Raw genomic sequence first — 12,219 nt, forward strand, 5'->3', positions numbered from 1 at the left:
ATAAGTTACGGATGGCTTTGCTCGGCGCCATGCTCGGTGCAGCGACGACGATGAGTGCTGCTCGGGCCGCGGAACCACCGCTGAAGGTAGGCCTGCTCGAGGACGTGTCCGGCGATCTGGCCTTGATGGGCATGCCGAAGCTGCACGGCTCGCAACTAGCCGTCGAGGAGATCAACAAGAGCGGTGGTATCCTGGGTCGGCAGATCGAGCTGATCCACCTCGATCCGCAGGGCGACAACGCGCGCTACCAGGAGTTCGGCCGGCGCCTGCTCAATCGTGACAAGGTGGACGTGCTGATCGGCGGCATCACCTCCGCCTCGCGCGAGGCGCTGCGTCCGATCGTCGATCGCACCACGACGCCTTACTTCTACACCAACCAGTACGAGGGCGGTGTCTGTGACGCCAGCATGATCAGCATGGGCGCGGTGCCAGAGCAGCAATTCTCGACGCTGATTCCATGGATGGTCGAAAAGTTCGGCAAGAAGGTCTATGTCATCGCCGCCGATTACAATTTCGGTCAGATCTCGGCGGAGTGGAACCGAAAGATCATGAAGGATCTCGGCGGCGAGGTCGTCGGGGAGGAATTCATCCCGCTGGGTGTGTCGCAGTTTGCGCAAACCATTCAGAACATCCAGAAAGCGAAGCCGGACTGGCTGCTGACGATCAACGTCGGTGCTGCCCAGGATTCGTTCTTCGAGCAGGCGGCCGCGGCCAACCTCAACCTGCCGATGGGCTCGTCGATCAAGGTCATGCTCGGATTCGAGCACAAGCGGTTCAAGCCGCCGGCGCTCAACAACATGCACGCTACCGCGAACTGGTTCGAGGAGATCGACACGCCCGAGGCCACTGAGTTCAAGAAGCGATGGCACGCGAAATTCCCCGACGAGCTCTACATCAACGACATGGGGTACAACGCCTATAACGCGCTCTACATGTACAAGGCACTGGTCGAGAAGGCGAAGTCGATCAAGCTCGAGGACATGCGCAAGGTCATCGCGACCGGCGAGGCCTGCATCGACGCTCCGGAGGGCAAGGTCTGCATCGATCCTAAGAGCCAGCACACGTCGCACCGCATGCGCCTGATCTCGGTCGGACCGAAGCATGAAGTGAAGGTCGAGAAGGACTACGGCACGATCCAGCCTTACTGGCTTGGCGAGATCGGCTGCGATCTGACCAAGAAAAACGACAAGGATCAGTACACGCCGAGCCATCTCCCCAAGAAATCGTGATGTCCGGGCGCGGATCTTGCTCGTGTTGCGCATCACGATCTCGAAGGCCGGCGCCGTAACGATGCGGCGCCGGGAGCGACAAGGGGATCAAGATGTCGGCTGAATTGTTCTCGGCATTCTATCAGTTCGCCGACGTGTTCGCGTTTCTCATTCTCTCGGCGGCAGGCCTCGCCATCGTGTTTGGGATGATGGGCGTCATCAACATGGCACATGGCGAGTTCATCATGTGCGGCGCCTATGTCACCGTTGGCCTGGTGAATCTTGGCGTGCCGCTCGCGATTGCCCAAATCATGGCCGCGGTGACCGCAGGTCTCATCGGTGTCGTCGTCGAGTTCCTGGTCGTGCGACGCTTCTACAAGCGGCCGCTGGATTCGCTGCTCGCGACCTGGGGACTAAGCCTCATCGTGACGCAGTCGATGCTCCTGATCGTCGGCTCCACCGTGCGAGGCATCGGAACGCCCGAGGGAAGTTTTGCGATCGGCGGCTATACGTTCTCAACCTATCGCCTGGTTCTGTTCGGTTGCGCGGTGGCCGTGCTGGCCGGCCTCTACATCATCTTCATGAAGACGCGGTTCGGCGTGATCGCCCGCGCGACCATGCAGAATGCGGCGATGGCGAAGGCACTCGGCGCGCGCACCGGGCGCATCTATGCCATCAGCTTCGGGATCGGCACCGGCCTCGCCGGGCTTTGCGGGGCGCTATACGCGCCGACCATGACGCTGATTCCGACCATGGGGGCGACGTTCGTCGTCGAGAGTTTCGTCACTGTCGTGATCGGCGGAGCCAATGTGCTGCTCGGAACGGCGCCAGCGGCGGTGTTCCTGGCGATGATCCGGATGGCGCTGAACGCGAGTTACGGCCAGATCATAGGGCAGATCGGCATGCTGGTGGCCGTCATCCTGATCATCCGCGTGCTGCCCGAAGGGCTCTCCAGCGTGCTGGTTCGTCGTGGGCGCTAGGAGGAAACGTTGATGTTCAAGCTGCTGGAAGGTCCACAGACCCTTGGACGTGGCAGGATGTTCTGGTCTTGCTTCCTGGTTGGGTTGGGGGCGGCGCTGGCCTACCCGCTGTTCGCCGACTCCTACGATGTCGGCAACTTCGCCTACTTCCTGATCTGGATCTTCATGGCACTTGGCCTCTGCCTGATGTGGGGCTATGGCGGGATGCTCTCGTTCGGCCAGACCCTGTTCTTCGGCATTGCTGGTTACGGTTACGGCGTGCTCGCGATCAACATGGGCGGCGGCACCGCGACGATCGCCGCGCTCGTGCTCTCTGTGGTCCTTGCGATGATCGCGGCCGGCATCCTCGGCTACTTCATGATCTGGGGCGGCATCAACGGCATCTTCTTCGGTATCGTGACGTTGTCCGCAACGCTGGTGCTGGCCTTCTTCCTCGGCCAGACGGCGGGGCCGGAATGGCATATCGGTCCAGCGCGACTGAACGGCTTCAACGGCATGAAGGGCATGGACCCGTTGACCGTGGGTGACTTTTACATCGAGGGATCGGCGCTCTACTACGTCATGGTCGCGCTCATCGTGATCGTCTATCTCGCCCTGCGGATGCTGGTGAATTCGGGCATCGGCAACGTCATCGTAGCGACGCGCGAAAATCCGCAGCGTGCGGAAATGCTGGGCTATGACGTCCGTAAATATCAACTTCTGACATTCGTGATCGGCAGCGGCCTCGCGGGGCTGAGCGGCGCGCTGTACACGTCCTGGGGTCAGTTCATCACGCCATCCAGCATCGGCTTGCCGGCTGCCGCGATGCCGATCGTCTGGGTCGCCTTCTCCGGGCGGAGCGATCTGACTGCCACGCTGGTCGGGTCGTTCCTGCTGCTGTTCGGCTTTCAGACCATCACCGTCTACAGCCAGCAGGCCGCACTGGTGCTGATGGGGGCGCTGCTGCTCGCCACGGTGATGCTGGCGCCGCGGGGCTTCGTGCTCGGCATCGGCAAGCTCGTTGCGGACTGGTGGCGCGGACGACGTCGCGGTGACGGTGACGTCATCGCGGAGACCGGTCGCTTGCAGTCGGAAGAGTCCTGATCATGGCGCTGGTCGAAGTCAAAGGCGTATCCAAGCGGTTCGGCGGATTGACCGCGGTCTCGGGCGTCGACCTCACGGTCAATGCCGGCGAAGTGCACTGCCTGATCGGTCCCAATGGCGCCGGCAAGAGCACGCTGTTCAAGCTGATCGTGGGTCTCTACCCCCCGACCGAGGGCAGCATCCTGTTCGACACCATCGACATCACCAAAGAGCGTCCCTATGCGCGCGTGCAGCGGGGCATAAGCATCAAGATGCAAGCCCCGAGCGTGTTCAAGGAATTGCCGGTCCGGCAGAACATTCAGACTGCGCTCCAGGAGCGATTGTCCGGCGCGGAACGCATCGCGGAGGAAGATCGCCTGCTGACGCTGCTCAACCTCGCACCGGACAGCGACAAGCTCGCGGGCGCGCTGTCGCATGGCCAGCAGCAATGGCTCGAGATCGGGATGGCGCTGGCGCTCAAGCCGCACCTCCTGCTGCTGGATGAGCCGACGGCCGGCATGTCGCCGGAAGAAACCTACAAGACCGGCGAGCTGATCAAATCATTCAATGCCGAGGGAATGACGGTGCTCGTCGTCGAGCACGACATGGCCTTCGTACGCCAGGTCGCCCAGCGCGTCACGGTGCTGCATCTCGGCAAGATCTTTGCGCGCGGCAATCTCGAGAGCATCTTGCAGGATGAGAAAGTCGCGGAAATCTATCTCGGCAAGACCCATGCTCACTAAGCCCAATCCCACCGACCGGATTCTGGACGTATCGGAATTATGGGCCGGATATGGTGCGACGCCGATCCTGCAGGGAGTCACCATGTCGGTCGCGCACAGCGAGATTGTCGGCGTGATCGGCCGCAACGGCGTCGGCAAATCGACCTTGATGCGATGCCTGATCGGCCTGCTGCAGACGTGGCGCGGCACGATCCGCTTCATGGAGCAGGACGTCACGGCTTTGGAAGCCGATGCACGGGCGCGGGCCGGCTTCGGCTACATCCCGCAAGGGCGCGAAGTGTTTCCACAGATGACCGTCGAGGAGAATCTTCAGGTCGGAGAGCTGATCGGCGGCCCCGGCGGCAAGAAGCTGCCGGAGCTCGTCTATGAGTATTTTCCGCGGCTGAAGGAGCGTCGCCGGCAGGCCGCGGGCACCATGTCGGGCGGCGAGCAGCAGCAGCTCGCCATCGGCCGGGCGCTGATCGGCAATCCGTTGCTCATGATCCTGGACGAGCCGTCCGAGGGCATCCAGCCGTCGATCGTCCAGCACATCTGCGAGGCGCTGCGGTCGTTCCGCAACGAGCTCGGAACCACCATCATCTTCGTCGAGCAGAACCTCGACACGATCCTGGCGATCGCCGAGCGCTGCTACATCATGGAGAAGGGCAGGATTACGCAGTCGCTGGCAGGCGCCGAGGTCAACGAGGACAACGTCCGCGAACAGCTTCTGCTCTGAACGGCAGCATGCGTGTCTTGAAGTCGTCGATAGGGAGAGAATGAACATGGATCTGGGACTCAAGGGAGCAAGGGTTCTCGTCACCGGCAGCACCAAGGGTATCGGCAGGGCGATCGCCGACACGTTTGCGGCCGAAGGCGCCAATGTCGGCATCTGCGCGCGCAACCAGGCCGACGTCGACAACGCGGTCACCGCGATCAAGGCGAAGGGCGTCGCCGCGTTCGGCAGCTTGGTCGACGTTTCCAACGGTCCGGCGCTCAAGGCCTGGGTGGAGGATATGGCCTCCAAGCTCGGCGGCATCGACGTCGTCGTCGCCAATGTCAGCGCGTTGTCGATTGGGCAGGACGAGGAGAGCTGGGAGAGGGAGTTCTCCACCGACATGATGGGCACTGTGCGGCTGGTCAACGCGGCGATGCCGTATCTGGAGAAGAGCAAGGCCGCCGCGATCGTCACCATCTCCAGCGTGTCGGGCCGCGAGGTCGATTTCGCCAGCGGGCCCTATGGCACGTTCAAAGCCGCGATCATCCACTACACGCAAGGGCTCGCCTTCCAGCTTGCCGGCAAGGGCATCCGCGCCAACTCGGTCTCGCCGGGCAACACCTATTTCGAGGGAGGCGTCTGGAACCAGATCAAGGACGGCAATCCCGAGCTGTACAAGACTGCGCTTGCGCTGAACCCGACCGGCCGCATGGGCACGCCGCAGGAAATGGCGAACGGTGCGGTGTTCCTTGCCAGCAAGGCTGCAAGCTTCATCACGGGGACCAACCTCGTGGTCGATGGCGCGCTCACGCGCGGCGTGCAGTTCTAGGGCCGGACCGCATCGCACTTTCTCCTCGCCTGCGGGGGAGGATCGGGGAGAGGGTGTCTCCGCGTCGGGAGTCCCCAAGAGGAGAAAGCCCTTAGCCGCGCCAGTGGCGCGACCTCTCCCGCAAGCGGGCGAGGTGCACCGAGTTTGTCGTCCGGTTGAGAATAACACCAAGAAGAAGAGCCTCCGATGTCCACCGATCCAATCCACTACAAGCAGATCACCGAACTCTCCGAGCTGTTCCGCCGGGGTGAGCTCCTGCCGTCGAAGGTGACGGAGGCCATGCTGAGCCGGATCGAGAAGCTCGATGGCAGGTTTCACGGCTACGCACTCGTCCTCGCCGAGCGCGCCATGGCTCGGGCGAAAGTTTGTGACGCCGAGCTCGCGAAAGGGATCTGGCGCGGGCCGCTACACGGCGTGCCGATCGGGCTGAAGGATCTCTGCTACACCACCTTTGCGCCGACGGCGGGCGGCACCACGATCCACGCCAAGTTCGTCCCGTCCTTCAATGCGACGATCGTGGACCGGCTCGAGCATGCCGGCGCCGTTACGCTCGGCAAGCTGAAGATGACCGAGGGTGCCTACACCAGTCACCATCCGGACGATCAGGCGCCGCTCAATCCCTGGAACGTCGAGTACTGGGTCGGCTCCTCCTCGAGCGGATCGGGCGTGGCGACCTCGGCGGGGCTCTGCTTCGGCTCGATCGGCAGCGACACCGGCGGCTCGATCCGGTTTCCGTCCGCGACCTGCGGGCTGACCGGCATCAAGCCGACCTGGGGACGCGTCAGCCGTCACGGCGTCTTTCCCCTGGCGGACTCGCTCGACCATGTCGGGCCGATGTGTCGAAGCGCAGCCGATGCGGCCGCCATGCTTGGCGTGATCGCGGGAGCGGATGTCAACGACCCGACGGCGCTGCAGGTGCCGGTTCCGAACTATCTGGCCGGGATCGGAGACGGCATTCGAGGCTTACGGATCGGCATGGACCGCAGCTACACCCAGGATGGGATCGATCCGCAGGTGGTCGCCGCGCTGCTGGACGCCGAGCGGACGCTTGCGGCGCTGGGGGCCGACATCCGCGAGGTCAAGTTTCCGGTCTATGAGAAGCTCGTGAGCATGTGGATTCCGATGTGCTCGATTGAGACCGCGGAGGCGCATCTCGAGACCTATCCGTCGCGGAAGTCGGAATACGGCCCCGATCTGGCGCAGCTGATCGAGCAGGGGAGGTCAATGAGCGGCGTCGAGATCGCGCAGATCCATCACGAGCGCCTGAAGTTCTGCGGCAGCCTCTCGGCGTTGTTCCGTGACGTCGACCTCCTGCTCATTCCCACCATGCCCGTACCGATCCCGACGCTAACCAAGATGGGCGAATACGGCGCCGATCCGAGTGTGCTGCTCAGCATCCTGCGCTTCACCGCGGTGTTCGATTTCTCCGGCAGCCCGACGATCACGCTGCCGAACGGCATAGCGTCGGACGGCCTACCGCTGAGCATGCAACTGGTCGGCCCTCATTTGTCCGAGGATGTGCTCGCCCGCTCCGGGCATGCCTTCCAATCGGTGACGGACTGGCACACCCGGCGTGCTCTGATCGATTGAACCTATTTCGGCCCGGCTCACGGGCCGAACCATCGCTTTCCGCATCACTGACGGTATCTTGAATGATACTGTGGCAGTTCAAGCAGTGGCGATTTCCGCCACTTCTGTAAACTATTCAGTCGATCGACTCCGATAGGTAGCGATATTGCCGGTACTTCAAACAGCGCAAATTATCCTGTGAATTCAAGATCGAAAAATTGCAGCGGATATACCGTCGGGATATGTCCGTCAGATGTGGAGATTTGTGCTTGTAGAACAAGGACGAAACTTCCTGCTCAACAATCGAGTGGGAGTGAGTGATACTCTCGGCGGCGATAGCGGAGCTTGGAGCGCTTTCGACTGGCTCGATCGCCTCGATCACACGACATCATCCGGCGCGAGGCGGCATCGATCCTTGTCGCCGATTTCGATCTGCAGCGTGACATGGGCGATGGAAAAATCATGCGCCAGCTCGTCCGCAACCTTGTCCAGAAAACTGTCGCCGGGATGTCCTGCTGGTATGATCAGATGTGCTGTCAGCGCCGCTCTGGTCGTGCTCAAGGACCAGATGTGCACGTCTTGGACGCTGGCAATTCCCGGGCGCGACCTCAGCCATGCCACGACTTTTGTGCGGTCGATGGATGAGGGCACGTCGTCTCGGCCGGGTTGAACGCGTCCGCGCGGCCCGTCAAGTCGGGGTCGAGCGTGATTTCCGCCTGTTACGTGGTGGCGACACTATCGTGGGCGTCAATACGGCGCGCCTCTACTGAATATTCCAGCATCACCCTCGCAGCCATGTCTCGAGGGCATCTTCCTTCGGCAATCCGCCCGCGTGGACGACCTTGCCATCGACGACGATGCCCGGCGTCGAGGCGATGCCGAATTTCGCGATTTCGGCATAGTCCGTGACCTTTTCGACCTTCACGTCGATGCCGAGTTTCGACGCGGCATTCTTTACCATTGCCTCCGTGGCCTCGCAGCGCTTGCAGCCGGGGCCGAGCACCTTCACGTCCTTCATCTTGCGCACTCCCTGTGTGTCTCAGTGGAAAAGCATGTTGAACAAGAAGCCGACGGCGAGGATGCCCGTGCCGACGACGCCGACGAACACCGCGATCAGGCGCAGCGTCAGAACCTTGCGCAAGATGATCATCTCCGGCAGCGACAGGGCGATTACCGACATCATGAAGGCGAGGGTCGTGCCGAGCGCCGCACCCTTGCCGAGCAGCGCCTCCACGATCGGGATCACCCCGGCCGCATTGGTGTACATGGGGATGCCGATCAGCACCGCGGCCGGCACAGACCACCAGGCATCCGCCCCCATGATCCGGACCATCAGGTCGGCCGGCACATAGCCGTGGATCAGGGCGCCGGCCGCGATGCCAGCGATGATCCAGATCCAGACCTTGCCGACGATGTCCTTGACGGCTTCAATGCCGAGCTGGATGCGGTCAACGAAGGTCAGCCGTTCGTCGGGGACCACCATCGCGGCACCATGGATGTCCTTGACCCAGTCCTGCAGCCAGCCCTCGAGCTTCAAGCGGCCGATCACCCAGCCGGCGACGATGGCGACGCCGAGTCCGAAACCGAGATAGGTGAGTGCTACCTTCCAACCGACGAGGCCGAACAGCAGACCGAGCGCCACCTCGTTCACCATCGGCGCGGCAATGAGAAAGGAGAAGGTAACGCCGAGCGGGATGCCGGCGGAGACGAAGCCGATGAACAGCGGCACGGCCGAGCAGGAGCAGAATGGCGTGAAGACGCCGAGGCCGGCGGCCATGATGTTGCCGAGTCCCTCCCTTTTGCCAGCCAACAGAGCGCGGGTCTTTTCCGGCGAGAAGTAGCTGCGCACGACGCCCATCACGAAGACGATAAGCGTCAGGAGAAGGATGACCTTTGGAGTGTCGTACAAGAAGAAGGCAAGTGCTTCGCCAAGACGGCTCGCCCGGTCGACGGGCAGAAGCGAAACCGCCCATTCCGAAGCGGGGATGAGCTGGCTATAGACCAAGCCCCATGCGGCAAGGGCCATGCCGAGGCCGGCCAGCCATTTCCACCTCGGCTCCCGCTTCGGCTCATCGGCGCGGATCGCGACGCTTTCAACGCTCATGCGGCAATCCTTCCTTTGACGTCCGTTGCGGCAATCACTGCATCGACGATGCGCGCAGCGCTTTGCGGTAGATCAGGGTTGCGCCGATAACGAACCCACTGGGCATCGCGCCGGTCGATGACGAGCCCGGCGGCCTTGAGCACGCCCATGTGCCTGGACATGCGCGACTGTGTGGCACCGAGGTGGCGCATGAGCTCGCAGACGCAATACTCCCGGCCATCCCAGAGGAGCCGGAGCGCGGCGAGGCGGGTGGGTTCCGCAAGAGCGGCGAGAAAGTCTTCCGGAGTTTGCATAGACGCTATATAAGGTCATGCGCATATGCGTTCAAGCGCATAAGCTTCGGGAACCAGCGGCGAGCTCGAAGCGTTAGACGCAAGCCGCAGTTGTTGTGGGGGCGAAGCCGTGTCTGACCTGCTGCCCAGTGCCTTGGATCTCGCGCGGTTTCAGTTTGCCTTTACGGTCGTCTGGCATTTCCTGTTTCCCGCCTTCACCATCGGACTGGCGAGCTATCTTGCCGTGCTCGAAGGCTTGTGGTTGTGGACTGGCCGGACGGCCTATCTTGATACCTATAGGTACTGGCTGAAGATTTTCGCCGTCGCCTTCGCCATGGGCGTCGTGTCCGGCTTGGTCATGTCATACCAGTTCGGGACGAACTGGTCCGTGTTTGCCGACAAGACATCCCCGGTCCTCGGGCCGCTCCTTGGTTATGAGGTGCTGACGGCATTCTTTCTGGAGGCCGGCTTCCTCGGGGTCATGCTGTTTGGCCTTGGCCGCGTTGGTCCGCGCCTGCATTTCGTCGCGACGTGCTTCGTCGCGGGCGGCACCTTGCTCTCGGCCTTCTGGATTTTAGCGGCGAATTCCTGGATGCAAACGCCGATGGGACATGCGACGGGACCGGACGGCCAGTTCATTCCCGACAGCTGGCTCGCGATCATCTTCAATCCGTCGTTCCCCTACCGTTTCGCCCATACGGTCACAGCGGCCTACCTGACGACCGCGATGATCGTGAGCGCCGTGGGCGCCTGGCATCTCCTGCGGGACAGGATGAACGAACGCGCTCGCATCATGTTTTCAATGGCGATGTGGATGGCCGCGATCGTGGCCCCGATGCAGCTCCTGATCGGCGATCTGCATGGCGTGAATTCGTACCACCACCAGCCCACAAAGGTGGCGGCCATGGAAGGTCACTTCGAAACCGAGCGCCGCGCGCCTTCCATCCTGTTCGGCATGCCGGATGCCGAAGCCGGCGTGACTCGCGGCCAGATTGCCATTCCTGCCTTCGCGAGTCTTTACCTCACGCATAGCCTTGATGGAGAGGTCAAGGGGCTCAAGGCTTTCGCGAAAGATACATGGCCCACCAATATCCCACTCGTCTTCTGGGCGTTCCGCATCATGGTTGGATTGGGGATTTTGATGATCATGCTGGGCGTGGCGTCGCTTTGGCTGCGTCGGCGCAACAGGCTCTATGACACGCCATGGCTCCACCGCTTTGCCGTGGCCATGGGGCCGTCCGGGCTGATAGCGGTTACCGCCGGATGGACGGTGACAGAGGCTGGACGACAGCCTTTCACCGTTTATGGACTCCTGAGGACCGCCGATAGCGTCTCGCCGATCGCCGCGCCAGCCGTCGCCGCATCGCTCGCCGCATTCGTTGTCGTGTACTTCGTCGTGTTCGGCGCGGGCATCGCTTATCTGTTCCATCTCTTCCGCCAGACGCCTGAAGCGGGCGAGCACGGACCGCCACAGGGCCAGCCGGTGCGCACGGCCGGCATTACGCCGGCGCCAGCCTTGATAGACCTGGCGCCAGAGACGCACAGAGCAGAACCGCGGCCGGCGGGGATCAGGCCATGAGCATCGACCTCACACTGATTTGGGCCCTGCTGATCGCGACGGCCGTGTTGCTCTACGTGATGATGGACGGCTTCGACCTTGGCGTGGGCATCCTGTTTCCGGCCGAGGTGGCGAGAGCCGACCGCGATGTCATGGTCAATTCCGTGGCGCCGGTCTGGGATGGCAACGAAACCTGGCTCGTCCTGGGTGGCGGCGGATTGTTCGCCGTGTTTCCGTTGGCCTACGCGACGATTTTTCCCGCGCTTTACATGCCGCTCATTCTGATGCTGCTCGCATTGGTGTTTCGCGGGGTGGCCTTCGAAATGCGGTTTCGGGCGCGGACATCGGCCGGTGAGTTATGGTGGGACCGCGCCTTCTCGTGGGGCAGCTTTGCCGCCGCATTCCTCCAGGGTGTCTGCCTTGGCGCCATCGTGCAGGGCATTCGCGTGGAGGGGCGTGCTTACGCCGGCGGCTGGTGGGACTGGCTGACGCCTTTCTCCGTTCTGACCGGTGTTGCCCTGGTTGTCGGCTATGGCCTGCTTGGCGCGTGCTGGCTGATCTGGAAGACCGACGGCGCGCTTCAGGCACGCTGCCGCAACTATGCACGCGTTCTCGGCTTTGCGACGCTCGGATTCATCGCGGTCATATCCGTGATGATGGTCATCCAAAGCCCGGCGTTCCGCGCGCGATGGCTGACGCTGCCAAACATGCTTTATGCAGCGCCTGTGCCAGTTCTCCTGGCCCTGCTGGCGTGGCGCTTTCACCGCGCGCTCGGCAAGGGCGAAGATGTGGTGCCGTTCCTGTGCGCGCTTGGCTTTTTCGTGCTGTCCTATATCGGGCTTGGCATCAGCATGTGGCCGATGATCGTGCCGCCCTCCGTTACGATCTGGCAGGCAGCCACGCATCCCAGCAGCCAGATGTTCCTGCTCGTCGGCGCGGCGGTGCTGGTGCCGGTGATCCTTGTCTATACGGGCTACGTCTACTGGATATTTCGCGGCAAGGTGCGGCACGGTGAGGGGTATCACTGATGCTGCGTGTGTCGCGAACCTGGAGGCAGCTGTTATGGTTCGTGGCGCTGTGGGCGGCAGGTGTGATCACGCTGCTGGCGATCGCAATACCGATCCGATGGCTGCTGAAGACGGGTTAGAGAAGCTGCCGATCGATTGGCGTGGTCAAAGCCGCGGCAAGAAACGCGAGCAG

At 62.5% G+C, this 12,219-nt stretch carries 13 protein-coding genes; 9 read left to right on the forward strand and 4 right to left on the reverse strand.

Annotated elements, in window-relative coordinates; genetic code table 11:
- The first annotated feature begins 11 nt into the window (after positions 1 to 11).
- The 7 genes from ACM42_RS24535 to ACM42_RS24565 all read left to right on the forward strand — a co-directional run bounded on the left by ACM42_RS24535 (position 12) and on the right by ACM42_RS24565 (position 7,106).
- On the forward strand, positions 12 to 1,229 hold the full coding sequence (locus ACM42_RS24535; protein ID WP_271530716.1) for an urea ABC transporter substrate-binding protein: 1,218 nt from the start codon (positions 12 to 14) through the stop codon (positions 1,227 to 1,229).
- A 92-nt stretch (positions 1,230 to 1,321) separates the two neighbouring features.
- Positions 1,322 to 2,188 (forward strand): ABC transporter permease subunit, encoded by an 867-nt coding sequence (locus tag ACM42_RS24540; RefSeq protein WP_271530316.1) that lies wholly within the window; start codon positions 1,322 to 1,324, stop codon positions 2,186 to 2,188.
- 12 nt (positions 2,189 to 2,200) lie between these two features.
- Entirely contained in the window at positions 2,201 to 3,271 is a 1,071-nt protein-coding gene (locus ACM42_RS24545; protein WP_271530317.1) for a branched-chain amino acid ABC transporter permease, read from the forward strand.
- A gap of 2 nt (positions 3,272 to 3,273) precedes the next feature.
- On the forward strand, positions 3,274 to 3,993 hold the full coding sequence (locus ACM42_RS24550) for an ABC transporter ATP-binding protein (RefSeq protein WP_271530318.1): 720 nt from the start codon (positions 3,274 to 3,276) through the stop codon (positions 3,991 to 3,993).
- The gene (locus ACM42_RS24555) at positions 3,983 to 4,708 is read left to right on the forward strand and encodes an ABC transporter ATP-binding protein (protein ID WP_271530319.1); all 726 of its coding nucleotides are present in this window, start codon (positions 3,983 to 3,985) and stop codon (positions 4,706 to 4,708) included. Before ACM42_RS24550 ends, ACM42_RS24555 begins: the two co-directional genes overlap by 11 nt.
- Before the next feature lie 46 nt (positions 4,709 to 4,754).
- Positions 4,755 to 5,516 carry an SDR family NAD(P)-dependent oxidoreductase gene (locus ACM42_RS24560; protein ID WP_271530320.1) on the forward strand — a complete coding sequence of 254 codons (762 nt, stop codon included), beginning with the start codon at positions 4,755 to 4,757 and terminating at the stop codon, positions 5,514 to 5,516.
- Between the two features lie 186 nt (positions 5,517 to 5,702).
- On the forward strand, positions 5,703 to 7,106 hold the full coding sequence (locus ACM42_RS24565) for an amidase (protein WP_271530321.1): 1,404 nt from the start codon (positions 5,703 to 5,705) through the stop codon (positions 7,104 to 7,106).
- 357 nt (positions 7,107 to 7,463) lie between these two features.
- Here the strand turns inward: ACM42_RS24565 and ACM42_RS24570 are convergent, their stop codons facing one another.
- The 4 genes from ACM42_RS24570 to ACM42_RS24585 all read right to left on the reverse strand — a co-directional run bounded on the left by ACM42_RS24570 (position 7,464) and on the right by ACM42_RS24585 (position 9,482).
- Positions 7,464 to 7,736 (reverse strand): cation transporter dimerization domain-containing protein, encoded by a 273-nt coding sequence (locus ACM42_RS24570; protein WP_271530322.1) that lies wholly within the window; start codon positions 7,734 to 7,736, stop codon positions 7,464 to 7,466.
- A gap of 130 nt (positions 7,737 to 7,866) precedes the next feature.
- Complete coding sequence (locus tag ACM42_RS24575) at positions 7,867 to 8,103, reverse strand: thioredoxin family protein (protein ID WP_271530323.1); 237 nt, start codon at positions 8,101 to 8,103, stop codon at positions 7,867 to 7,869.
- A gap of 21 nt (positions 8,104 to 8,124) precedes the next feature.
- Positions 8,125 to 9,189: a permease gene (locus tag ACM42_RS24580; protein WP_271530324.1), complete on the reverse strand. Its 1,065-nt coding sequence runs from the start codon at positions 9,187 to 9,189 to the stop codon at positions 8,125 to 8,127.
- On the reverse strand, positions 9,186 to 9,482 hold the full coding sequence (locus tag ACM42_RS24585) for an ArsR/SmtB family transcription factor (protein ID WP_271530325.1): 297 nt from the start codon (positions 9,480 to 9,482) through the stop codon (positions 9,186 to 9,188). The genes ACM42_RS24580 and ACM42_RS24585 overlap by 4 nt, the downstream gene beginning before the upstream one ends.
- A gap of 109 nt (positions 9,483 to 9,591) precedes the next feature.
- On the opposite strand from ACM42_RS24585, the gene ACM42_RS24590 reads away from it, so the two are divergent.
- Positions 9,592 to 11,040, forward strand: a complete 1,449-nt coding sequence (locus tag ACM42_RS24590) for a cytochrome ubiquinol oxidase subunit I (protein ID WP_271530326.1) — start codon at positions 9,592 to 9,594, stop codon at positions 11,038 to 11,040.
- Positions 11,037 to 12,047: a cytochrome d ubiquinol oxidase subunit II gene (cydB, locus tag ACM42_RS24595; protein WP_271530327.1), complete on the forward strand. Its 1,011-nt coding sequence runs from the start codon at positions 11,037 to 11,039 to the stop codon at positions 12,045 to 12,047. The genes ACM42_RS24590 and cydB overlap by 4 nt, the downstream gene beginning before the upstream one ends.
- Positions 12,048 to 12,219 lie beyond the last annotated feature (172 nt).

Origin of the sequence: Bradyrhizobium sp. CCBAU 25338 (assembly GCF_028128965.1) — a bacterium.
Taxonomy (GTDB): domain Bacteria; phylum Pseudomonadota; class Alphaproteobacteria; order Rhizobiales; family Xanthobacteraceae; genus Bradyrhizobium; species Bradyrhizobium liaoningense.